Annotated in this window: 22 protein-coding genes; 11 read left to right on the plus strand and 11 right to left on the minus strand. The window is 38.7% G+C overall.

The genetic code is table 11. From position 1 onward, the window contains the following. Positions 1-4: 4 nt before the first annotated feature. Both CLW00_RS00845 and CLW00_RS00850 read right to left on the minus strand, forming a co-directional pair. The gene (locus tag CLW00_RS00845) at positions 5-1,453 is read right to left on the minus strand and encodes a DEAD/DEAH box helicase (RefSeq protein WP_425437935.1); all 1,449 of its coding nucleotides are present in this window, start codon (positions 1,451-1,453) and stop codon (positions 5-7) included. A 4-nt stretch (positions 1,454-1,457) separates the two neighbouring features. Further along, entirely contained in the window at positions 1,458-1,802 is a 345-nt protein-coding gene (locus tag CLW00_RS00850) for a DoxX family protein (RefSeq protein ID WP_106131754.1), read from the minus strand. Positions 1,803-1,912: 110 nt separating this feature from the next. On the opposite strand from CLW00_RS00850, the gene CLW00_RS00855 reads away from it, so the two are divergent. Both CLW00_RS00855 and CLW00_RS00860 read left to right on the plus strand, forming a co-directional pair. After that, positions 1,913-2,992 carry a peptidase associated/transthyretin-like domain-containing protein gene (locus CLW00_RS00855; protein WP_245917135.1) on the plus strand — a complete coding sequence of 360 codons (1,080 nt, stop codon included), beginning with the start codon at positions 1,913-1,915 and terminating at the stop codon, positions 2,990-2,992. A gap of 3 nt (positions 2,993-2,995) precedes the next feature. Beyond that, positions 2,996-4,840 (plus strand): gamma-glutamyltransferase family protein, encoded by a 1,845-nt coding sequence (locus CLW00_RS00860; protein WP_106131755.1) that lies wholly within the window; start codon positions 2,996-2,998, stop codon positions 4,838-4,840. Between the two features lie 54 nt (positions 4,841-4,894). On the opposite strand, the gene CLW00_RS00865 is transcribed toward CLW00_RS00860, so the two are convergent. Next, positions 4,895-5,686: a hypothetical protein gene (locus CLW00_RS00865; RefSeq protein WP_106131756.1), complete on the minus strand. Its 792-nt coding sequence runs from the start codon at positions 5,684-5,686 to the stop codon at positions 4,895-4,897. 220 nt (positions 5,687-5,906) lie between these two features. Between CLW00_RS00865 and CLW00_RS00870 the strand changes: the two genes are divergently transcribed. The 3 genes from CLW00_RS00870 to CLW00_RS00880 are packed head-to-tail and all read left to right on the plus strand — an operon-like array spanning position 5,907 to position 8,249. Beyond that, on the plus strand, positions 5,907-7,031 hold the full coding sequence (locus CLW00_RS00870) for a pyridoxal phosphate-dependent aminotransferase (RefSeq protein ID WP_106131757.1): 1,125 nt from the start codon (positions 5,907-5,909) through the stop codon (positions 7,029-7,031). Between the two features lie 5 nt (positions 7,032-7,036). Then, positions 7,037-7,597: a GNAT family N-acetyltransferase gene (locus tag CLW00_RS00875; protein ID WP_106131758.1), complete on the plus strand. Its 561-nt coding sequence runs from the start codon at positions 7,037-7,039 to the stop codon at positions 7,595-7,597. Then, positions 7,572-8,249 carry a hypothetical protein gene (locus CLW00_RS00880; RefSeq protein ID WP_106131759.1) on the plus strand — a complete coding sequence of 226 codons (678 nt, stop codon included), beginning with the start codon at positions 7,572-7,574 and terminating at the stop codon, positions 8,247-8,249. Before CLW00_RS00875 ends, CLW00_RS00880 begins: the two co-directional genes overlap by 26 nt. Here CLW00_RS00880 and CLW00_RS00885 read toward each other — a convergent pair whose 3' ends face one another. Further along, positions 8,250-9,590 (minus strand): Gfo/Idh/MocA family protein, encoded by a 1,341-nt coding sequence (locus CLW00_RS00885; RefSeq protein ID WP_106131760.1) that lies wholly within the window; start codon positions 9,588-9,590, stop codon positions 8,250-8,252. It lies immediately after the preceding gene. Positions 9,591-9,813: 223 nt separating this feature from the next. On the opposite strand from CLW00_RS00885, the gene CLW00_RS00890 reads away from it, so the two are divergent. The 4 genes from CLW00_RS00890 to CLW00_RS00905 all read left to right on the plus strand — a co-directional run bounded on the left by CLW00_RS00890 (position 9,814) and on the right by CLW00_RS00905 (position 12,913). After that, on the plus strand, positions 9,814-10,359 hold the full coding sequence (locus CLW00_RS00890; protein WP_106132200.1) for a ferritin: 546 nt from the start codon (positions 9,814-9,816) through the stop codon (positions 10,357-10,359). A 90-nt stretch (positions 10,360-10,449) separates the two neighbouring features. Beyond that, on the plus strand, positions 10,450-10,854 hold the full coding sequence (locus tag CLW00_RS00895) for a DUF417 family protein (protein WP_106131761.1): 405 nt from the start codon (positions 10,450-10,452) through the stop codon (positions 10,852-10,854). 173 nt (positions 10,855-11,027) lie between these two features. Next, on the plus strand, positions 11,028-12,080 hold the full coding sequence (locus CLW00_RS00900; RefSeq protein ID WP_106131762.1) for a formylglycine-generating enzyme family protein: 1,053 nt from the start codon (positions 11,028-11,030) through the stop codon (positions 12,078-12,080). A 194-nt stretch (positions 12,081-12,274) separates the two neighbouring features. Further along, a complete protein-coding gene (locus tag CLW00_RS00905; RefSeq protein WP_106131763.1) occupies positions 12,275-12,913 on the plus strand; it encodes a hypothetical protein in 639 nt (212 codons plus the stop codon). 110 nt (positions 12,914-13,023) lie between these two features. Here CLW00_RS00905 and CLW00_RS00910 read toward each other — a convergent pair whose 3' ends face one another. Further along, positions 13,024-15,570 (minus strand): glycogen/starch/alpha-glucan phosphorylase, encoded by a 2,547-nt coding sequence (locus CLW00_RS00910; RefSeq protein ID WP_245917136.1) that lies wholly within the window; start codon positions 15,568-15,570, stop codon positions 13,024-13,026. Between the two features lie 381 nt (positions 15,571-15,951). On the opposite strand from CLW00_RS00910, the gene CLW00_RS00915 reads away from it, so the two are divergent. After that, positions 15,952-16,419, plus strand: coding sequence for a copper resistance protein NlpE (locus tag CLW00_RS00915; RefSeq protein ID WP_106131765.1), 468 nt, complete (start codon positions 15,952-15,954; stop codon positions 16,417-16,419). A 79-nt stretch (positions 16,420-16,498) separates the two neighbouring features. Here the strand turns inward: CLW00_RS00915 and CLW00_RS00920 are convergent, their stop codons facing one another. Further along, the gene (locus CLW00_RS00920) at positions 16,499-17,251 is read right to left on the minus strand and encodes a DUF2490 domain-containing protein (RefSeq protein ID WP_106131766.1); all 753 of its coding nucleotides are present in this window, start codon (positions 17,249-17,251) and stop codon (positions 16,499-16,501) included. A 96-nt stretch (positions 17,252-17,347) separates the two neighbouring features. Here CLW00_RS00920 and CLW00_RS00925 point away from each other — a divergent pair, with 96 nt between their 5' ends. Then, on the plus strand, positions 17,348-17,794 hold the full coding sequence (locus CLW00_RS00925; protein WP_146131349.1) for a hypothetical protein: 447 nt from the start codon (positions 17,348-17,350) through the stop codon (positions 17,792-17,794). A 3-nt stretch (positions 17,795-17,797) separates the two neighbouring features. On the opposite strand, the gene CLW00_RS00930 is transcribed toward CLW00_RS00925, so the two are convergent. From CLW00_RS00930 to CLW00_RS00950, 5 genes are read right to left on the minus strand one after another with little or no spacing between them, the layout of a single operon-like run. Further along, positions 17,798-19,093: a TRAP transporter large permease gene (locus CLW00_RS00930; RefSeq protein ID WP_106131768.1), complete on the minus strand. Its 1,296-nt coding sequence runs from the start codon at positions 19,091-19,093 to the stop codon at positions 17,798-17,800. Then, entirely contained in the window at positions 19,093-19,578 is a 486-nt protein-coding gene (locus tag CLW00_RS00935) for a TRAP transporter small permease (protein ID WP_106131769.1), read from the minus strand. The genes CLW00_RS00930 and CLW00_RS00935 overlap by 1 nt, the downstream gene beginning before the upstream one ends. 14 nt (positions 19,579-19,592) lie before the next feature. Beyond that, entirely contained in the window at positions 19,593-20,606 is a 1,014-nt protein-coding gene (locus tag CLW00_RS00940; protein ID WP_106131770.1) for a TRAP transporter substrate-binding protein, read from the minus strand. Further along, positions 20,603-21,259: a beta/alpha barrel domain-containing protein gene (locus tag CLW00_RS00945; protein WP_106131771.1), complete on the minus strand. Its 657-nt coding sequence runs from the start codon at positions 21,257-21,259 to the stop codon at positions 20,603-20,605. The genes CLW00_RS00940 and CLW00_RS00945 overlap by 4 nt, the downstream gene beginning before the upstream one ends. A gap of 18 nt (positions 21,260-21,277) precedes the next feature. After that, positions 21,278-22,273 (minus strand): sugar kinase, encoded by a 996-nt coding sequence (locus CLW00_RS00950; protein WP_106131772.1) that lies wholly within the window; start codon positions 22,271-22,273, stop codon positions 21,278-21,280. Positions 22,274-22,305 lie beyond the last annotated feature (32 nt).

Consider the following 22,305-nt stretch of genomic DNA (forward strand, 5'->3'; position numbering starts at 1 on the left):
AAAATCAATTATCTCCCGGATCATCTACTACATTTTTCCTACTTCCGAACTTGGACTTTGATTTTGGGGTAGTTTTCACTTCCTGTTGGACAGGATGGTTTTCCCTTTTTGGAAGATTGCTTTTTGGCTCTTCTTTCTTGGTCTGATTATTTTCCCTCTTAGGCAGTTGAGTTCTGTTTTCATTTTCTCTTACCTGGTTTTCTCTCACAGGATTTTCTCTTTTGGGAGGACCTTTCTTGAAGTTTTTCTTCTTATCAAATTTTGGTTTTTTATTTCCTTTATCAGAGGAATAACCACCTTTGGATTCCTTATAAGTAGGACCTTGTTCAAACCCTTCAGGCAATGCTTTTTTATCAATTTCCAAACCGATCAAGGATTCAATTCTTTTGAATTTGAATTGATCTTTGTCATTGACAAACGTAATGGCTTCGCCTTTGCTATCGGCACGGGCGGTACGTCCTACCCTGTGCACATAATCTTCTGGGTCGTTAGGCGTATCAAAATTGATAACCAATTCAATACCTACCACATCTATTCCTCTGGAAATAATGTCTGTTCCGATGAGAACCTTAACACTTCTATTCTTAAAGTTAGACATTATCTTTTCTCTCTCAACTTGTTCTAGGTCAGAGTGAAAAGCCTCAATTTCAAATTGTTTCTTCAATGTTTTGAAAAGACTTTTGACCTTTTCTTTGGTACTGGCAAAAATGATAACAGCCTCATAATCCTTTTGACTCAGGATATGCTTGACCAATTCTTCCTTTTGGGTGTCATATACCAAATAAGCACTTTGGGTAACTCCTTCTGCAGTCTTCCCCAATGCCAAGCTGATTTCTTCAGGTTCATTTAGTAATTTTTTAGAAAACTGCCTGATTTTTGGCGGCATGGTGGCTGAAAAAAGCACCGTCTGACGGTCTTTGGGAAGGTAATTGACTATGGTGAGGATATCATCCATAAATCCCATATCCAACATCCTGTCCGCCTCATCCATGATAAGGTGTTTCAGGTTGTCTAATTTTATCTTACCTCCTGCCAACAAAGCGATCAACCTGCCGGGAGTAGCTACAATTATTTCTGCACCTGATTCCAGGGCTCTTTTCTGTTGTTCCCAAACGACACCATCACCACCTCCATACACAGGGATAGAACTGACTCCTACAAAATAGGCAAATCCTTGTATCTGTTGGTCAATCTGAATGGCAAGTTCTCGGGTGGGTGCTAGAATCAGCGTGTCCAAACCAGTAGAACCTGATTGAGCTATTTTATTAAGAACGGGTAAAATGAAAGCTGCTGTTTTTCCAGTGCCTGTTTGGGCACAAGCAATGAGGTCTTTTCCCGCAAGAATGGCAGGAATCGCCTGTTCTTGTATAGGGGTAGGTTTATCGAAACCCATCGCATCCAACCCTTCATTGAGGGAGGATTCAAAATTAAACTGACTGAAATTCAAAATCATTATATTAAGTGTAAACAAAAGCCCAAGCCATAAGTGCAAACTGCAAAGGAAGCCTAACCAATAAAATCCATTTTGGGATGCCTTTGCTGCCTTTTTGGTACATATAAATATTGGCTGGAAATACCGCCAATAAAAGAATAATGATACCGTAAGCTGCCAATGACCGGGTTGATTCAAATAACAAGCCCAAACCGAAAATAATTTCAATTAGACCTGCAATTGCATTTAGTAATGCCGGATATGGCAAATATGGTGGAATTATTTTGATATACATCCTTGGTTTGATAAAATGCATCACTCCAGCGAAAATATAAAAGGCCGCCATCATGTAAAGAAAAAATAAGTACATAGTTTTTTTTCAGTTTTTTAGAAATCAATAATTATATTACGACTAAAGTAAGGTAATTTCTTTTATTCCTTCACTTCTATATTTCCATATTCAAATTGAATGATATGTGTATGATTACCTCAAAGTTGAGATTAAGCCTAACTACTTTATTTTTTGTCTTGTTATTTACCCAACATTTTTACCTATTAGCACAATCCGGTGATGAACGCTATTCCATTAAAGGCCAATTAAAAGATGGTTTGACTGAAGGTAGGATAAATGGTGCAGTGATTACATTAAAAGAAACAGCTTTTGCGACATCTTCCAAAAACGGCGGGAATTTTTTATTGGAGAACGTTTACACCAACAGGTTTATATTGAACATCAATGTGCCCGGCTATCAGTCTTATCAGTCTGTGCTCAATGTACGTGATAATGTTGACCTTGGGATGATTACACTTTTTCCGATAGGTTATGAAAACCCTGATGAAAACGCCTTACAAAAAACAATTCGGGCGACCAATATTTCAGAATTATTTACCAAGCGTCCCAATTTCATTGGTGGCAATCAGGTGTTCGGTATTCCTCCTGAACCCAAAAGGTTGGAGGGAAACTTTTATTTAGATCCCAAATGGAACAAAGCCTCTATCCTACTCTACAGGGATTTCGAGGTTCTTGAAGGGTATTATGCAAGGTACAATATCAGCACCAATACGTTTGAACTTAGAATGGATGCCGAGGACGGTGTCACCACACTTCCTGGATTACGTGTACAGAATATTGTTTGGGTAGATGAAGATGCCAATGTCCCTAGGTATTTTGTCAATGGCATGGACCTCAAAGACAGCGGCATTCCCATTTCAGGTTTTTTTGAAGTACTTGTCGACGGAGAAATGCCATTGGTTCGTAGAACTATTGCGTCTATCAGGGCCTCTAATTACAACGAAGCGTTGATGGTAGGAGAAAGAAACGATCAGATCAAAAAGAGAAATACCTATTACTACCTGAAGGACAAAAATATTCATAAAGTACCTTCCAAGAGAAAAAAAATTGTGTCCATTTTTGAAGGCAAGGAAGATGAAATGGAGAAATTTATCAAAGAGAATTCAATCAATTTAAAAACACCTTCAGGATTATTTGTGCTCTTCACCCAATACAACAGCATGTTTGAAGGATATGAACCTTTAATACCAAAACTGCTAGATGAATAAATTATGAAAAAACTATTTACGATTTTCTTATCTATGTTGATTGTCCTTTCGGCACAATCACAAAGTACCCAAAAACCTCCCTTACATGGCAAAAATTGGATGGCTATAACAGGAAAGCCATTAGGCGCTACGGCTGGTGCCATGATTTTTTCCCAAGGCGGCAATGCTGTAGATGCTTCCTGTGCCATGCTTGCAGCAGTATGTACCATGTGGGATGTCCTGAGTTGGGGAGGTGAAACACAAGCCTTGATTTACAACCCCAATACCAAAGAGGTACTTGCCATCAATGCAATGGGGATAGCACCTAGTGGGGCAACTGTAGATTTCTTCAAAGAAAAAGGAATGGAATACCCTCCTGAATTCGGTCCGCTAGCAGCTACTACCCCCGGTACTCCTGGAGGACTGATGACCATGTTGGCTGAATACGGAACTATGAGTCTCAAGGAAGTCTTGATGCCAGCTATGGAAATGGCTAAAGGCTACCCTATTGAAGCCCAAACAGCCAACATGATAGAAGGAAGGAAAAACCTGATCAAAGAATGGCCCTACAGTAAAAAGGTATTTCTTCCCCATCTGGGAGAAGAGCGAGAAGCACCTCATGCAGGCGAAATTTTTATTCAGGAAGACCTTTACAACACGCTAAAAAAACTGGTTGACGCAGAAGCCGAAGCGCTTTCAAGTGGAAAATCCAGAAAAGAAGCTATTTATGCAGCATACGAGAGGTTTTATTCTGGTGATATTGCCGAAGAAATTGTGAGAGGTACCCGCGAACAAGGGGGACTCTTTACCATGAAAGATCTTTCGGATTGGAAAGTGAAAATAGAAAAGCCTTCCAGTACAAATTACAAAGGAATAGAAGTATACAAACTTCAAGAGTGGACACAAGGTCCAGCACTACTTCAGTCATTAAATATCCTGGAGAATTTTGACCTAAAGTCAATGGGTTATAATTCTTCACAATACATCAATACCCTTTACCAGGCCATGAGTCTGGCATTTACAGATAGGGATTTCTATTATGGTGATCCTTCATTTGAGCCAAAAAGCCCTATGCAAGGTTTGCTTTCTAAAGAATATGCAAAAGAAAGGGCAAAACTCATCAAAGATAAAAATGATCCGGAAATAGGTCCTGGTGATCCTTACCCTTTTCAAGGAGAAACCAACCCGTTTTTGGACTTATTGAAAAAAAGAAAGGATGCTATGGCATACTACCAGCCTGAGCTCCCCATACAAGGGGCAGATGATCCTTTCTTATTGAATTTTCAGTCCGGGACTACATCTATTCAAGCGGCAGACAAAGATGGCTGGGTCGTGTCAATTACTCCATCCGGTGGTTGGGTACCAGCAGTGATAGCAGGGAATACAGGAGTTGGTTTGAGCCAAAGAATGCAAAGTTTTGTATTAGATGAGCGCTTAAATCCTTACAATTTGGTAGAGCCAGGAAAAAGACCTAGGGTGACTTTGACTCCAAGTATGGCATTGAAGGACGGGAAACCATTCCTTTCCTTTGCTGTACAGGGAGGTGATACCCAAGATCAGGATTTGTTGCAGATGTTCCTAAATATTGTTGAATTTGACATGACAGTGCAGGAAGCTGCTGAGGCGGCAAATATTCATAACTATCATATGCAGTCGTCCTTTGGTGCCCATGAATCCAAACCAGGATCAATTACACTCAATCAGGAGATTCCTACTTGGATAAGGAGGGAATTGGCAAAGAAAGGATACAAGATGAATTTCTTAGAAAGAACATCAGGTCCACTGAACGCTATTTGGTTTGATTGGAAACACAACAGTTTCTGGGGAGGATCAAGTAATCACGGGGAAGATTATGGCATAGCTTGGTAAAACGTAAAAAGCCCGGAAAATTAAAATTCCGGGCTTTTTTATTTCTATTGAAGCCTATCTTATTGCATTCTCTAAAGTAGCCAGGTAAACCCATTTTTGATCCCTGGATTTTAAGCCTTTTTCAACGGCCTGCTGTTGCTCTTTTGTAGATTCCATATCCTCGTATTCCTGAGCATTGAAAAACTGAAGATAGTCCTTATAAATATTCATTGTCAAATGAGTGGTTTTGGCTTCGCTTCCAAAAGGCAGGGCAGTCCTCAGCAAACTCCAGGATCCCATCAGACCTTTGTCAATCCTACTCTGATGTATAGATTGGAAGACTTCCCTTTCTGCTTTTTCATACTCTTCAAATTTACCTTCTAGAGCCTTCATCATATCAAAAGAAGCCAAGGTTCCTTTCTTGTATTGGAAAGTATCCTTCGTTGAAGCGATTTCTTTCATATAAACCCTTTGTGCCAAATCCCTACTATTGAGTGCATCATTGAATATCTTTCTGGCTTGACTTTCATTCAAGTGGGGATGTGCAATCATAGCATATTTGATCAAATCTTCCTCTTCTAAGCCATTCATCATACTTACGGGATCATTATAATAGGTAATCGTGATGTATTGAAATTCACCAACATCAGCTCCGGACTGAAGAGACCAGAGGTCCCAGCCCGTTATTCTTTTGTCATTGATCGCTGTTTGATAAACTTTATCCATAAACTCCTTAAACTCCATAAAATCATATGTTTGATTAGATTCTACTTTGATAAATTCAAAGACCATAAACCGTTGCTGCTGGGCTTGTATTGCTACAATTACCCCTAAAGTGAGGATTGCGGAAATGAGTAACTTTTTCATGTATGGTTATTTTTGGTTTCGGAAATCTTGTTTCTGACTTCTTAAAATTTAGGAATTAAATTTTGTTTTTAATAATTAATGCATGGTTTTTTTCTCTCATTTTTACGATTTGGCAATTATTACCCCTTAAAGGTCATTTTTAACAAAATCCTATATCAAAGCAAAAAGGATTAGGATAAAATTCATATTGTGACTAGATTTTGAAAAATTTGATATTGGTATGAAACTTTCAAGAAGAGATTGGTTGAGAAACGCTTCCTTATTTGGGGGGATGACTTTATTGACAGGTGGTGCGGCAGTATCTGAATTGTCTGCTGAAGAAGTTAAAAAATTCAATCCCAGACCTTTCAATACTCCAATAAGGTTAGGTTCAAATGAAAATCCATATGGTCCCTCTGCCGCAATGCGCAAAGCCATGACGGATTGCTATGACAACAGTTGCAGGTATCCATGGTCCTACAATTCTGTACTTCAGGATATGATTGCTAAAAAGGAGGGTGTCACAAGTGACCATATAGTACTAGTGGCAGGATCTACTGAAGGCCTTAAAATCACCGGAATCACTTACGCTGGAAAAGGTGATGAAATTATATCTGGCTTACCGACTTTTTTATCCATGATGGAATACGCCAAAGTATGGGGAGCTGATATCAATTGGGTGCCTTTAAATAAAGATTTGGATTATGATCTGGAAGAAATTGAGAAAAGGATTTCATCTAAGACCAAATTGGTGTTTCTCTGCAATCCCAATAACCCAACCGGAAAGCTTCTTGACAAGAAGGCAGTAATGGACTTTTGTGAGAGTTCTTGCAAAAAGACAATGATTTTTAGCGATGAAGCCTATTATGATTATATAGAAGATCCTGACTACCCCTCTATGATAGAATTGGTCAAAAAAGGCGAGAATGTAATTGTATCCAAAACCCTATCCAAAGTATATGGTTTGGCAGGAATTCGAATGGGATATTTGGTAGCCAAACCGGAAATCGCACAAAAACTTAGAGAAAGAGTTGTCGCAAATACCAATATAATGGCAATAGAAGCCGGCAAAGCTGCACTTAAAGACGATGATTTTTATAAATTCTCCCTGGCGAAGAATCTTGAATGTAGAAAAATGATTGAATCGACACTTGATGAATTGGGGCTTGAATATATTCCATCACAAGCTAATTTCGTGTTTTTCCATGCCAAACAAGATGTTTCTCAACTCGCCGCCAAAATGCTTGATAAAGGCATAATTATTGGGAGACCCTTTCCGCCAATGAACGACTGGTGCAGGGTAAGCACAGGAACGGTAGAGGAAGTGGCTTTTTTCAATCAAGCGCTCAAAGAAGTATTGGTTTAATCAACATGATAGATTTTAGTATCAGATTGGAAAATGAGCAAATATTACTCAGGCCAATCGAAGAATCAGACCTGGAAAAATTTCTGGAACTTACCGCCGAACAAGATATGTGGCGCTTTTATACTCACGACTTGTCCACAATTGAGGGATTGGCAAATTGGGCAGCTCCTGCATTCAATAAAGTCAGGCTCCAATTCACAGTAGTGGATAAAAGTACTGGAAATCTGATTGGATCAACAGCTTTTGGAAATATGTCAGAGCGTGATTCCAGGCTTGAAATTGGCTGGACATGGCTTGGTAAAGAATATCAAGGGACAGGTATAAATGCCAAAGTTAAATCATTGCTTTTGAACTATTGCTTTGAGGTATTAAACCTAGAAAGGGTTGAATTTAAAACTGACGTACTAAATCTTCAGGCCAGGCGTTCGCTTTCCAATATCAATGCTATAGAAGAAGGTGTTCTCAGAAGCCATACGCTGATGACCAATGCACGGAGGAGAGATACAATTTATTTTAGTATCTTAAAAAGTGAATGGCCTTATGTCAAAAGGGAAAACGATTGGTAAAGTCGAAAAAGTACACAAAAAAGCACTTATGGACAGGGAAAGATTTTTAGGTAATTATTTTGAATTAATGTCTTTGAAAGTCGCTGCGATCATTTTATTGCTTCAAAGCTGCACTTTTCAACCTGTTGATGAGCCACCGCTCCAACTTGTCAATAATGTTTTGATTGATGGGCAGAGGTTGGAATTTAAAGCTGCAAGATTAAACCTTACAGGACCTGTGACTATCAGCAGCGAAGACTCCCATATTCAAGCTGTGCTAGAACTATCGACAGATGAAGAATTTGAAATTCCTGCCAAACCTGGCAGCAGCCTGTACAGAATACCTATTTATGGAAAAAATGAAGGTTTTAACTTACCCTCATTCCCTTTGCAAAATGGAAACTTCGAAGTTTTCAATGCAGGATTATTGGATGAAATGGATTTAAGCTTTTTGAATGAAAAGAATTTCACCTCTCCTATTCAACTATTAATGTCGGCAAACAATGATGGAGAATGGTCTAGTGAAATCACTGGTGATGAAGGAACTGTACAGATTCAATTTGACATCAATAATGAGTTGGTAAGTATCACCAACAATTGGAGTTCAGAAGAAGGAAGGCAAATCAGTGGTGCTGTCTCCCTTCTTTTGAACCTCAGCAATTTTAGACCTTAGTTAAATTTTGGGTAATTGCCATCCATTATGGTAATCAGCCTTGATGAGTTGGTTGGCTTCTTCATCTGTAAATTGACCTTTATCGGCATTCCAATATATCTTCTTCCCAGTCTTATAAGCTATATTTCCCATTTGGGCATTGATAGCAGCAATACTTCCGGTTTTTATACCGCAGGTCAGTTTGGAGGCGTCATTGTTTGTAATTGCATCTACAAATCCCTGAGCATGTAATTCCAAAGCATTCCCTTCGGGTTTTGTATGTGTCACTTCCTCGACTTTGTTTTTGCGTTGACCATCTACTGTCTCAGTTTCGGGAATAACTTTCCACCCTCCCCTGTTTACAACCAATGTAGCATTGTTTCCTATAAATGCTATACCCTCAGTAGTACCATAATTTCCTCCATCAATCCCTGTTGCATGTTCCCAAAGCATATTAAAACCATCGTATTCATAGACAGTCTGAAGCGTATCGGGAGTTTCTGAGGCATCATTTGGATAAGCAAATTTACCACCAGATGCCATTACGGATTTAGGTGCTGTCACTCCCATTGCATGAAGTGCAATGTCAATTTCATGCACTCCCCAGTCTGTCATCAAACCACCTGCATAGTCCCAAAACCACCTGAAATTGAAATGAAAACGATTATCGTTGAAAGGTCTTTTGGGAGCTGGTCCCAGCCACATGTCATAATCGACACCTTGTGGGACAGGTCCATCAGGCACTACAGGTACAGGTTTCATCCAGCCTTGATAGGCCCATGTTTTCACCAACCGAATCTGTCCAAGTTTGCCTGATTTAACATAATCTATTGCTTGTGCATATTGGGAACCACTCCTTTGCCACTGACCTACTTGCACCATTTTACCGTACCTTTCTTGCGCTTTCACCATTAGGTTGCATTCTTCAATCGTATTGGCAATGGGCTTTTCGACATACACATGCTTGCCTGCAGATAAGCTGTCTACAAGATTAAGACAATGCCAATGGTCCGGAGTACCCACGATAACAGCATCTATATCCTTATTTTCAAGCATTTTTCTATAGTCAGAATAAACTTTGGGTTTTTTGCCCCTTTGATTCTCTACATCGGTGGATCTTTGTGCCAATACCGATTCATCAATGTCAGCAAGCGCTATACAATTGACATTCGGGATTTTTAGGTGAGCATTCATATCTGACCAACCCATTCCCTTGCAGCCAATCACGGCAAAGTTGATGGTGTCAGAAGGCGAAATTTTATTGGCAAGGTTTCTCAAAGCTTCGGCTTGAAGATAAGAGGGGACACTCAAGCCTGCGCCAGCCAGCAAGCTTGTTTGCAAAAACTTTCTTCTAGAAGTCATAACGGTTCATTAGGTTTAGGATAATTGTAAAAGTTTAAATTAAAAGTTTTCAGGGTAAGTAAAAAGGCGAATTATCTTAAACATAACTTTTTGATGATTTTTAAACTGAAATACGGACATCTATTTAGAACTTAACTTATACTAATTCCAAATTTCGGTTTAAGAAATTCAAATAATGTCAATTAACTTTTTTATAGTTAAATTTGATCAAATGCCAAAAATTATGAAAACACGAGAAATAGTAACCTTACAAAGGTCCTTATTGCACGATACCGAAAAATTATTGAATCAGCAGGTAGAGATGGAAGGGAGATCCTCAGCATCCTATTTATCTATGGCTTCTTGGTGCCATATGATGGGATATGAAAATGCCTCCAAATATCTTTATACCCATGCTGACGAAGAAAGAATGCATATGATGAAGCTATTTCATTATATCAATGAAGCTGGAGGTCACGCAATTCAGCCTGAAATCTCAGGTATAAGACATAATTTTAATTCCTTGAGAGAAGTCTTTGAGTTGATTTTGGAACATGAAATCAAAGTCACAAAATCCATCAATGCTATTGTTGACCATGCCTTTGGCGTGAAAGACTTTGCTACTTTTAGCTTTATGCAATGGTATGTCACAGAACAGAGAGAAGAAGAAACCATAGCAAGGAGAGCTTTGGAGCTTTTTGAAATTATTGGTGAAGAAGGAATAGGGCTATGGACCATTGATCAGGAATTGGGAAAATTACATGCCATTTCTGCTGAGGGAGGTGCTTAAATCTTTGAAGAAAATTATAAGGAAAAAATTACGGTTAAATTGACCGTAATTTTTTTGCCTATATTTATTACTCACAAATCCCAGTCGCTCATGGTAAATAACATTTTGAAAGTAGAACAAGTAGGGAAATTTCTATTGAGGTTAGGAATCGTTGCTTACATCTGGTCAATAGTTATTTTATCCTTTCAGTGGGACAAAGATAGAGTTTGGATGGCATTCATTATGATTGCCTTGGTCATTATTCCTTGTCTTCTCTTATTGCATTTCAAAAGCCCAAAAATAGGAGCAATTGGAGGTGTAGGTGCCGCGATATTTTTTCTTACTTCGACAATAGTAATATTAACTTCAGATATTCAGTTAAACGCTCCAGGAAAACTGATTTACCTCCATGTGATAAAGGATATCCTTTTGTTTTTGGCTTCTATAGTACTGACAGGAGAATCACTAAAGGAATTGGTAAGAGAGAAAATTACCCAACCATTTCCGAAGGTATGATGCATGATTACCTTAGCTATTTACCTTTCCCACTGATAGCGCAGTGGAAATTATCAAAGCACTTATGAAACCTGATCATTTTTTTAAGTAATTCAACCTAAAGGTATTTGAATTGATAATATAGGATTTTATGATCTGATCACTTAAGTTTAAGAATCAAATCAGCCATATTCATGCATTCAAAATTATTGATCAAACTAATCATTTTTTCTATACTTCTGCACTCTTGCTCTACCAAGGAAAGTGAGACAAAAGAAGCTCCCATTTCCTCCCAGCATGAAGTGGTCTACTCAGAAGATGGAATGGTATTGATCCCAGCCGGAGAATTTTACATGGGTACTGATGAAATGGAATCTTACCCCGTGGAGCGACCTGCTGTCAAGCGTCAAATCAAGAGTTTCTGGATGGATGAAACAGAGGTGACAAATACTCAATTTTCCCAGTTTGTGGAAGAAACTGGATATGTTACCCTTGCCGAAAAGATTCCTGATTGGGAAGAAATGAAAAAACAACTGCCTCCCGGAACTCCAAAACCTTCAGATGAAGATATGCAGCCCGGTTCATTGGTTTTTTCCCCTCCATCTCACGAAGTACCGCTTCAGGACATAAGCTTATGGTGGAAATGGGTCTTGGGAGCCAGTTGGAAGCATCCAGAAGGGCCCGGATCAAACATTGAAGGAAAAGAAAATCATCCCGTGGTTCACATTGCATATGAAGACGCAGAAGCCTACGCCAAATGGGCGGGAAAAAGACTTCCAACTGAAACAGAGTGGGAATATGCCGCCAAAGCTGGAATCGACCATCAGCGATATGCTTGGGGAGATACATTCAAACCGCGTGGAAAATTTATGGCAAATACCTTTCAGGGAAAGTTTCCCCATGAAAACTTATCAGAAGACGGTTTTGAGGGTACCGCACCCGTAAAGAGTTTTGCTCCAAATGGTTATGGGCTCTATGACATGATTGGAAATGTTTGGGAAATGACCTCGGACTGGTTTGATGCTATCAAATTCCAACGTTTATCGGGAAATGCACCTGCATTGGATTCCAGTATTTCTTTATGCTACAATCCTAGTAATCCTTATGCATTGGAAAAAGTGATCAAAGGTGGATCATTTTTATGTGCAGATGATTACTGTATCAATTACCGTCCATCTGCGAGGCAAGGTCAGGATTACGAAAGTGGGACAAGCAATATTGGCTTCCGATGTGTAAGAGATTTTTAATATATTTTTCTCCCCAAATAAATATTCGGTATAGTATTCGTATATTTTTGTATACAATCTGCGATACATATATTCAAATGAAGAAATTTTTACCGCTTTTTTTATTACTATTCTCTTTTAAACAAATCTGTTTTGCTCAGGATTACTCCTCTAGGTGGTTGTTTACTTCAGAAATTTCGCCATCATTTCCGACAATGAAAGATAGGGTGGTCGAAAATGCTGATCGTTACTCAAGTTTGGAATGGAGAAATAGATTCGGAGTCAGAACATTTGGAAATCTTTTTATTGGAGTTCAAGGAAGCGTCAGAAATTATAGTGAGACATTAAGCCTTGAAAGTTTGGACTCACAAATTAGCAGCACAATTGAATCAAAACTTCAAAATACCATGCTTGGGTTTGGACCATTTTTTAATTACTACCTAGAGATGAGCCCTAAGTTTTACTTGCTTGCTTCTGGTTTCATTGGTTTAGAGAAGGGTGTTGGAAACTTTAAATATGATTTGGTGAATTTTAATTGCCCAACCTGTGAAATAGGTGGAGTAATTGGTGAATACCCACAACGACTGGGGCAAACTTCTTTTAAAGACGTCTTATTGACATATAGTAGTGATTTTGGTTTTGGTTATTTGATCAATGATGCCATTGGGGTGCAGCTTATGGTCAATTTGTTGAGATATGAAAGATCAAGTTTTATGTCAAGAGAATACATAGGTGAAAATTTTAACAACCCAGGATTCAGAATGTCCTACTCCGAAAGTGTAAGGGGATTCTCTGCAATCAATGACCGTATGATATTTCACCTTGGAATTTTCATGGCCTTAAACCTTGAATAGTATTCAAATGCACTCAAATAAAAAAACCTGTCAACAAAAATTGCTGCCAGGTTTTTTTGTTTAGACTTGATGTTTATCCGCTTTTAAATGATCTCATCCACGAACACTTTCTAGTTTTTTAATTTCACAGGTACTGGTTTAACTTTCCAGATTTCATCACAATAATCTTTGATACTTCGGTCGCTGGAGAATTTGCCCATACGAGCTACGTTCAAAATAGACATTTCTGCCCACTTGGATTTGTCTCTAAATGTTTCGGCTACCTTATCCTGAGCATCAATGTATGACTGGTAATCAGCCAACACCAAATATTGATCATCAAACATCAGTGACCTTACAAGGGTCTTGAATGTATCTGTATTAAGGTGTGAGAAGTAACCATCATTGATCTGGTCAAGTGCCAGTTTCAAGTCAGGATTATCGTTGTAATAGCTATATGGATCATAGCCATTTACCCTTACTTCTTCTACTTCATCTGCATTGAGGCCGAAAAGAAAGAAATTCTCCTCCCCTACGCATTCTCTTATTTCCACATTAGCTCCGTCCAAAGTACCTATGGTAAGTGCTCCATTGAGGGATAACTTCATATTTCCTGTTCCAGACGCTTCTTTTCCTGCTGTAGAAATTTGTTCTGACAAATCAGCAGCAGGATAGATTTTCTGAGCATTGGTTACGTTGTAGTTCGGATAAAACACAACCTTCAACCTATCTCTCACATCTGGATCATTGTTTACTATCTCTCCGATGGAAGTAATCAATTTAATGATTTGCTTGGCCATTTTGTATCCAGGTGCAGCCTTTCCTGCAAAAATCACAGTTCGGGGAACCATGTCAATATCAGGATTGTGCTTGATCCTATTGTACAATGTAATCACATGAAGGGCATTGAGCACTTGTCTCTTATATTCATGCATTCTTTTGACATGCACATCAAAAAGAGAATCAGCATCAACCCTAAGTCTTAATCTTTGCAGAATTTTTTTACTCAAACTGACTTTTTGTTGATGCTTCACATCCATCCAAGCCTTTTGGAAATCCTGATCCTGAGCGAATTTTTCCAAACCTCTTAATTCATCTAGGTTTTTGATCCATCCTTCTCCTATTTTATCAGAAATAAGGGCTGTCAACTCTGGATTACTAAGAACCATCCACCTTCTTGGAGTGACACCATTGGTCTTGTTGCTGAATTTTTCAGGAGACAATTCATACCAGTCTTTAAGTACTGTTTTCTTCAACAATTCTGTATGTAAAGCTGCCACGCCATTGATAGCAAAACTTCCCAATGAAGCCAAATTTGCCATTTTAATATATTTTTTAGGACCTTCACCTATTAGAGATAGGCTTGCAATCTTGTGATGATCACCATAAAACTTAACGGTGACTTTATCCATAAACCTCCTGTTGATTTCATAGATCAATTCGAGGTGCCTAGGCAGTACTCTTCCAAATAATTCAAGATCCCATTTTTCCAATGCCTCCGGCAAAAGGGTGTGGTTGGTATATGCAAAGGTTTTGGTCGTTATGTCCCAAGCTTCTTCCCATTCCAGCTGATATTTATCCAATAGGAGCCGCATCAATTCAGCAACACCAATAGCAGGGTGTGTATCATTGAGTTGTACAACGAATTTTTTATAAAAATCCTGGATTTTGTCTCCTTGTCTCAAATGTATACCAAGCATATCCTGTAGTGAGCAAGACACAAAGAAATACTGCTGTTGTAACCTCAAGATTTTACCTTCTTCCTGTTCATCATTCGGATACAAAACCTTAGATATATTTTCACAGACAATCTTTTGCCTCACCGCATCATTGTAACCTCCAGCATTAAAAAGCTGAAAGTCAAATGATTTAGGTGCCTCAGATTTCCAAAGTCGTAAGGTATTTGTGGTATTTACATCATATCCCAAAATAGGGGTATCATAAGCCACTCCTTTAACAACCAAGTCAGGAATCCAATTGCTACAAAACTTGCCATTATTGTCTGTATAATGCTGAACATGCCCACCAAATTTAACTTCGTAATTCAATTCACGACGCTCAATCTCCCAAGGGTTTCCTCTTCTTAACCAATTGTCGGTATCTTCTACTTGCCAGCCATCTCGGATGTCCTGCTCAAAAATCCCAAATTGATAGCGGATACCGTATCCAATAGCAGGGACCTCTAGAGTAGCCAATGAATCCATGTAACATGCGGCAAGCCTTCCAAGACCTCCATTTCCCAATCCCGGTTCGATTTCTTTATCAATCAACCATTCAAGCTCTTTTCCTAATTCCTTTACAGCTTGTCCAGTCTCTTTATAAATACCTAGGTTTATAAGATTATTTGCTAGATGAGGTCCAAGTAGGTATTCTGCTGAGAGATAAGAAACTACCCTATGCTTTCCATCCAAATATTGCTTTACAGAGGCTACCCAACGTTTGAGAATTCTATCTCTAACTGCATAGGAAACAGCCATATAATAGTCATTTCTAGTTGCGATTTCAGGGAATTTTCCCTGTACATAAAAAAGATTGTTTGATATAGCTCTCTTCAAAGCTTCCACACTCAAACCTGTACGCGCATCTTCAATAAGTATATTTTGTATCTCTTGCTTGTCAAGGCCTTTTTCTTGAAGCTTTGATTTGACCTTGGAGATAGGATTATTTTTTTTCATCATTTCTGGATTTTTATAAAATCTATTCTGCCCGAAAGTTAACTAAATACAAGGCTATATAAAAGTCAGGACGAATTATATAAGGTTTACGGTTAAATGCTTTAAAGAAAAGCATTCAAACTATATTTCATTTAGAATTTTATGTCGTTTCTTTATCGTTAATCTGAATATCCGATTTTTTACCATTAGAATTTACATAACAGAATTAACCTATGATTTTCAACCAATATGAGTGTATAAATTGTATCTGTTAGCCACGGTTTGCCCAAAAACCTTTGTTTAATTGGTTAGTGGCAAGATTGAGGATAATCATAATTATTAATTTGTTCGAATTGGTTTCAAACTGTATCTTGTTTATTATTTAACATTTTATTTGATAGAATTATGAAAACTAATAACGCAATGCTGATAATGGCAATCGGCTGTCTTTTTTTACTTTCTTGTGAACCTTCCTCAACAGACAACAATGAAGAGACGGAGGAGCTTTTAGAAAATAATGAGCAATTTGCCAATGAACATACAGCCAGATTATCATTGGACTATGAAGGCATATATGTGGGAACATTGCCTTGTGCAGATTGCGAAGGAATCGAAACTACACTTGAAATCGGACCTTCCTATTCTTATGTCAAAAAGATGGTTTACCTAGGTACAGATAACGATAGCATCGATGAAGCCTCGGGAACTTTCCGATGGAACGACGAGGGAAATACAATCACTCTTGTAGGTGTGGATGCTCCTAATCAATATTTTGTCGGTGAAAATGTGTTATTCCACCTTGATATGGATGGCAATAGAATTTCAGGTGATTTGGCTGATAATTATTCATTGAGAAAAATAATGAACAACTAATATTTTCTGAAAGTGATAAATAAAAAAGGGGGCTGAATTTAGCATTCAGCCCCCTTTTTTAATACAAAATAGGCAAATTTCATATATGGTCACCCGGAAATTCTCTGAGCAAATGCCTTCTGAAATTTTTCAATTGATAGTTTAAAGTTATCCATAGAAATGGTCCATGCAAGAACCTGACTACATTAGGTTGAGGGGTCGAAACTCGAAAGTGATATCCGGGTGAAATTGTAATGGAATTTTTTTGGAAGTTTAAAAGAGCAAACACCCTATGTTCAAAAGGGTTGTCAGCTGCTGAAGGTCCCACTGTAATCAATGACTCATTAAACAAAGTAGTGGAGAAATTAAAATTTTGGTTTAAAGCATTCCCACAGTTATACCGCATGCTGGCATTGAATCTCATTCTATGATTAAGACCAAAACCTTCGGTAATTTCATCGGTATCGAAGTTTGCTCTATATCGCATATCATGGCGGTATCGAAAGTTTACAGAAAACTTATTATTACTTGGAACACGGTAGACAATTTGAGCCCAAGGACGATTTTCAGGTCTGATCAACCTTCCTTCAGAAAATGGAGTTGTAAGTCCCAATCGGGCATATCCTGCGGTAAAAGCTAATTTTTGGTCTTTGGTATGAAAAGTAATGCCACTTCTGACTATTAAAAACAATTCAGGAACATGGTGGGTGTCTAACCATAATGACCAATTTGGTGCGATTTGACCAGAGGTCATCAATCCCCACCACATTTCAGTATCAGTGATTACCTCCCTTTGGGCTTTGGCATCAAAACAAAAGAGTAAAACAAAAGTCAGGATAAAAACCTTTTTCATACAAACTATGGAATGGCTCTAAAGATAATAACCTTAATTATTTAGGACAAAAATACACTGACAATCGTTACCTCTGTGAAAGGAAAATCAATTATTATGGCATCATCTAAAAGATCCCAGAAAAATAAAGTACAGTTTATACTTCTTTTTAGCTTATTAAGCCTATTCATTTCCTGTCTAGAAAACGAACCAAAGCTGCATTACGTTGAGCATGACGTTTTGATCAATACAGAATTATTTGAAGAAGATTTTCTTGGCAGTCTAACCATTATTGAAGCCAAGGCCAAGAATAGAATACTCTATCTCAAAGTTGGTTACAGTGGTTGTGGAGAAGCAGATGTCTTTACTTTGGTTTTTTCTGAAAAGGTTATTGATACTGCCCCTCCCTCCCTGGAAGCGAAACTTATATTTGAACCAGTTACCATTTGCGCAGCATACTTTACTTCTGAAATCCAGTTTGATCTAAATCAGATCAACCAAATCACCTCGAGACCTTTTAGGATCATATTGAATGGATGGGAGGATACAATTGAAGTCCGCTAACCCTTACAACCCAAATAGTCTAGGCAACCAAAGCGTCAATCCTGGCCACAAGGTCACTACTACCAATCCCAAAATCATCGCTAAAAAGAAAGGTAAAAGAGGCTTTACGGCTTTTTGGATACTGATGCCAGCTACCTGAACACCCAGAAACAAAACAGAGCCTACAGGAGGGGTACAGAGCCCAATACATAAATTTAAAATCATGATAATCCCGAAATGAACAGGATCCACTCCCAGTTCCGTCACTACAGGTAGAAAGATAGGGGTGAAAATCAAAACAGCAGGAGTCATGTCCATGAAAATCCCTACAAAAAGAAGCAGCAGATTGATGATAATCAAAATCACAAAGATGTTGTCACTTAAGGATAGCAATGACTCACTGATCCCTTGTGGGATATCTTCTGCAGACATCACCCAAGACATACTCATAGAAGTGGCAATCAGGAGCATGACAATAGCGGTAGTTTCACTGGATTTTAATAAAATGGCAGGTATTTCTTTCCATTTTAGTTCTTTATAGAAAAAAGACAATGCCAAAGTGTAGACTACTGCTATTGCAGAGGCTTCTGTGGCAGTAAATATCCCTCCTACTATTCCGCCAATCACAATCACCAATAACATCAAAGATGGAAAAGCCCTTACAGTTTTGTTCAAAAGCTCTTTTGTCCCTGTTCTTTCTCCAGCGGGAAGTTTATGTTTTCTTATAAATATAGCGGCAGTAAGCATCAATACAAATCCAATAAATAAACCAGGCAAATACCCGGCAACAAAAAGTGCTGCGATAGACACGCCTCCTGAGGCCAATGAATAAACGATCAAAATATTTGACGGCGGAATAATCAATCCAGTAGTAGACGATGTAATATTTACAGCAGCCCCTAGCCCTTTTGGGTATCCTTCCTCATCCATCCTTTTCCCCAAAATACTGCCAATAGCGGACACAGCGGCGGCGGCTGAGCCTGCAATTGCGCCAAACAGCATGGCTGCAATCACGTTTACATATAACAATCCACCCGGCAGTTTTCCCATCATAGCCTTTGCCAATTCGATCAATCGATTGGCAATACCACCTCTATTCATGATTTCTCCTGCAAGAATGAAAAATGGAATTGCCAATAGAGCAAAACTGTCCAGACCCGTCCCCATTCTTTGGGCAATAGTTGTCGCCGAAGGTACAGCTGCCACGGATACCAGAAGAGTAAGAAAACTTGAAATCCCCAAACTCCAAGCTACCGGTACCCCAATCCCCATGAGTGTGATAAAAGTCAGAACCAAAATAAGTATGCTGATTACTTCCATTATCCTTTTTGGGTTTTAAGAGTGATGAAAATTTGAAAAACATTATAGTACATGACCAAAAGTCCACTAAAAGGAATGATGATGTAAATAAATGCCAATGGAAGCTGTAAAGTGGCTGACTTTTGTTCAAGTATATAAGTGATGTAGACCAAATTACTTCCTCCAAGCACCATAGCAAAAAATGCAAATAACATCACTATCACATTGATGAAGACAATCAATCTAGTTTTAGCTTTCCCTTTAAGTTTTTGGGGAAGGATATCTATAGCAAGGTGTTGATCTTTTCCAGCCACATACGCCGCACCGAGCATTCCCAGCCAGATCAGCATATACCTTGAAAGTTCATCTGTAAATGAGGAAGGACTCTGAACCACATAGCGGGAAAGTACCTGCCAGGTAACATTGAGCACCATCGCAGCCATCAAAAACATCAATGCATTGCTCACAATTTTATCAACAAGAAATTTTGTTTTGACTTGAGTCATATCGTCTTCAAATTTTAATCTATTGATCTGATTTTTTCTATGATGGAAAATAATTCAGGCTGACTTGTTTGGTAGGCGTCATAAATTGGCTCAACCGCTTCTCTAAAGGAATCCGTATTGGGATATAGAATTTCTACTCCTGCTTTTTTCATTTCAGTGAAAGACTCCTCAACAGATTTGGCCCAAAGATCATATTGGTAGTCAGCTGATTCATCTGCAGCTTCCTGCAGCCAAATTTTTTCTTGGTCTGAAAGAAGGTTCCAGACTTTAGTACTGATAATGACCATGTCAGGCACTGCAGTATGTTCGTTGATGCTGTAGTACTTACAGACTTCGTAATGCTTTGAGGTAAAAAGGCTTGGGGGGTTATTTTCGGCGCCATCTACTATTCCCTGTTGCAATGCAGTGTAGAGCTCTCCATAAGACACCGGTGTGGGTGAACCACCGAATGCTTTTACCATATTGATTGCTGTATTGCTTTCCATTACCCGCATCTTGAGCCCCTTTAAGTCTTCAGGGTTCTCTATGGGTTTGTTTTTTGTATAGAAACTTCGTTTTCCTGCATCATAGTAGCATAAGCCTCTAAGCCAATATTTCTCACCCTCTAACAAAAGTTGCTGGCCTATTTCTCCCTTCAGAACTTTATCCCTATGCTCGTCATCTCTAAACAGATATGGTAGCGAAAGCACTTGTATTTTTGGAGCAAAATTTTCCATTGCTGCCGAAGAAACTTTCGTCATTCCAAGACTTCCTATTTGCAGTAATTCAACCAGTTCTCTTTCAGTTCCTAACTGTTGATTGGGGTAAATCCGGATTTCCATTTCCCCGTTTGATTTTTCATGTACCAAAGTGGCCATATACTCCATGGCCTCGTGAACTGGGTGGCTTATGCCCAAACCATGTCCAAGCTTGATGATCCGCACACCACCAGGGCCTTTGCAGGTGGACAAAAGAAGACAAGCCGAAAAGGCATAGATAAATATACAAAAGGGCTTATTCAAAAGCTTGCTATATACTTTGGATCTCATTGCTTAATTTTTTGAATCGCATTCAAAGAGTCAATAACCCTATTTTTCAACCCTTCAAAGTTTCCGGCCTCCATTTCTTTTGAATCAAAAAGTTGTGAACCCATTCCTACGCAAAAAACTCCTGAATCAAACCAAGCCTTCAAATTTTTATCATCAGGACTTACTCCACCAGTGGCCATCAATTTGACATCTGGCAGAACGGATAGTACTGATTTGACAAAAGCGGGTCCAAGTACATTTCCGGGAAAAATTTTAACCAAGGCTGAACCTGTGGTAATAGCTTGATACACTTCTGAAATGGTGGCACATCCGGGAATGTAGGTGACACCGCGCTGAAAGCAATAATGTGCTACATCTGGAATCATGGCCGGTGAAATTATAAAATCAGCCCCTGCATAGAGGTAACGTTCCGCATCTTTTACTGTGAATATAGTGCCAATGCCAAAAATCAAATCCGGGTATTTTTCTGCGTACAACTTCAGTGATTTGAATACCTCGAATGAATTTGGAAGCCTGTTAGTATATTCAAAAACCCGAATGCCAGCTTCATAACAAGTATCGACTGTTTTTTTGGCAATTTCTAAGTCTTTATGTGTAAATAATGGGACCAAACCGGCTTTCCCGATTTCATCCAAGATTTTTTGTTCATTCATAGTTTAATAGGTTTAATGTTATCTGAGCAATTTCCCTACATTTTTGTCATGAACCAAATCCATGACTTCTTCGACTTTGACCAAATTGGCATCTCCGGGAATGCTATGTTTCAATACAGAAGAAGCTGTCGCAAACTCTAAAGCTTCCTGTTCTTCTAAATGTAAAAAACCGTAAATAAGTCCTGCAATGTAGGCGTCTCCCCCTCCCACCCGATCCACAATATGGGTGATGTCATAGGTTTTGGAATTCAACACCTCGGAGCCATTCCATAGGATACCTTTGAGTTGATTATGTGAGGCTGAAATTGATTTTCTTTTTGTTTTGGTGATGTATTTGATTTTTGGAAAATCCTTTTGTGCTTGATAGCAAGCATCTATCCAATCATTGGCCTGAATATCCATGCAATTTTCAAAGTCAGTATTGTCACCAACGATTACATCGCAGTACCTGATCAATTCAGGCATAATGTCCAAAGGACTTTTCCCATACTGCCAAAGGTTGCGTCGATAATTGATATCTCCACTGATTTTAATTCCTTTTTTATCGGCTATTTGTAGGGCTCTCAATAACATATCAGCTGCATTTTGCGAAATAGCTGGTGTGATGCCAGTCCAGTGAAACCAATCCACCCCTTCAAATACAGTCTCCCAAGGAATATCTTTTCCATCAAAATTGGAGAAAGCAGAGTCAAAGCGGTCATAGATAATTCTAGAGGACCTTTGCATGGATCCATTTTCTAAAAAATATAATCCCATCCGACCTTCATAATAATAGACAAAATCGGTATCAACCCGCATTTGTCGCAAATAGGCAGTTGCTTTTTTTCCAAGATCGTGATCAGGAAATGCAGTGACATGAGAAGTAGACATGCCAAATTGTGCAAGGGAGATCGCCACATTGGCCTCAGCTCCACCAAAAGTAACCTGATAGCTGTCAGATTGAACAAAACGCTCATGTCCTGACGTGGTCAACCTCATCATTATTTCTCCTATGGTGGTAATTTTTTTGCTCATCTTGATTTTTAATATAAAACCTTAAATTAAAA

Origin of the sequence: Mongoliibacter ruber (genome assembly GCF_003003005.1) — a bacterium.
Lineage (GTDB): Bacteria > Bacteroidota > Bacteroidia > Cytophagales > Cyclobacteriaceae > Mongoliibacter > Mongoliibacter ruber.

What these genes read in the sequence shown, in the direction of transcription:
- CLW00_RS00875 (WP_106131758.1), top strand. Translation starts at nt 7,037, where the DNA reads ATGATAGATTTTAGTATCAGATTGGAAAATGAGCAAATATTACTCAGG.
- CLW00_RS00860 (WP_106131755.1), top strand. Translation starts at nt 2,996, where the DNA reads ATGAAAAAACTATTTACGATTTTCTTATCTATGTTGATTGTCCTTTCG.
- CLW00_RS00935 (WP_106131769.1), bottom strand. Translation starts at nt 19,578, where the DNA reads ATGACTCAAGTCAAAACAAAATTTCTTGTTGATAAAATTGTGAGCAAT.
- CLW00_RS00850 (WP_106131754.1), bottom strand. Translation starts at nt 1,802, where the DNA reads ATGTACTTATTTTTTCTTTACATGATGGCGGCCTTTTATATTTTCGCT.
- CLW00_RS00905 (WP_106131763.1), top strand. Translation starts at nt 12,275, where the DNA reads ATGAAAGATAGGGTGGTCGAAAATGCTGATCGTTACTCAAGTTTGGAA.
- CLW00_RS00870 (WP_106131757.1), top strand. Translation starts at nt 5,907, where the DNA reads ATGAAACTTTCAAGAAGAGATTGGTTGAGAAACGCTTCCTTATTTGGG.
- CLW00_RS00900 (WP_106131762.1), top strand. Translation starts at nt 11,028, where the DNA reads ATGCATTCAAAATTATTGATCAAACTAATCATTTTTTCTATACTTCTG.
- CLW00_RS00845 (WP_425437935.1), bottom strand. Translation starts at nt 1,453, where the DNA reads ATGATTTTGAATTTCAGTCAGTTTAATTTTGAATCCTCCCTCAATGAA.
- CLW00_RS00945 (WP_106131771.1), bottom strand. Translation starts at nt 21,259, where the DNA reads ATGAATGAACAAAAAATCTTGGATGAAATCGGGAAAGCCGGTTTGGTC.
- CLW00_RS00885 (WP_106131760.1), bottom strand. Translation starts at nt 9,590, where the DNA reads ATGACTTCTAGAAGAAAGTTTTTGCAAACAAGCTTGCTGGCTGGCGCA.
- CLW00_RS00895 (WP_106131761.1), top strand. Translation starts at nt 10,450, where the DNA reads ATGGTAAATAACATTTTGAAAGTAGAACAAGTAGGGAAATTTCTATTG.
- CLW00_RS00915 (WP_106131765.1), top strand. Translation starts at nt 15,952, where the DNA reads ATGAAAACTAATAACGCAATGCTGATAATGGCAATCGGCTGTCTTTTT.
- CLW00_RS00865 (WP_106131756.1), bottom strand. Translation starts at nt 5,686, where the DNA reads ATGAAAAAGTTACTCATTTCCGCAATCCTCACTTTAGGGGTAATTGTA.
- CLW00_RS00880 (WP_106131759.1), top strand. Translation starts at nt 7,572, where the DNA reads ATGTCAAAAGGGAAAACGATTGGTAAAGTCGAAAAAGTACACAAAAAA.
- CLW00_RS00890 (WP_106132200.1), top strand. Translation starts at nt 9,814, where the DNA reads ATGAAAACACGAGAAATAGTAACCTTACAAAGGTCCTTATTGCACGAT.
- CLW00_RS00930 (WP_106131768.1), bottom strand. Translation starts at nt 19,093, where the DNA reads ATGGAAGTAATCAGCATACTTATTTTGGTTCTGACTTTTATCACACTC.
- CLW00_RS00925 (WP_146131349.1), top strand. Translation starts at nt 17,348, where the DNA reads ATGGCATCATCTAAAAGATCCCAGAAAAATAAAGTACAGTTTATACTT.
- CLW00_RS00920 (WP_106131766.1), bottom strand. Translation starts at nt 17,251, where the DNA reads ATGAAAAAGGTTTTTATCCTGACTTTTGTTTTACTCTTTTGTTTTGAT.
- CLW00_RS00940 (WP_106131770.1), bottom strand. Translation starts at nt 20,606, where the DNA reads ATGAGATCCAAAGTATATAGCAAGCTTTTGAATAAGCCCTTTTGTATA.
- CLW00_RS00950 (WP_106131772.1), bottom strand. Translation starts at nt 22,273, where the DNA reads ATGAGCAAAAAAATTACCACCATAGGAGAAATAATGATGAGGTTGACC.
- CLW00_RS00910 (WP_245917136.1), bottom strand. Translation starts at nt 15,570, where the DNA reads ATGATGAAAAAAAATAATCCTATCTCCAAGGTCAAATCAAAGCTTCAA.
- CLW00_RS00855 (WP_245917135.1), top strand. Translation starts at nt 1,913, where the DNA reads ATGATTACCTCAAAGTTGAGATTAAGCCTAACTACTTTATTTTTTGTC.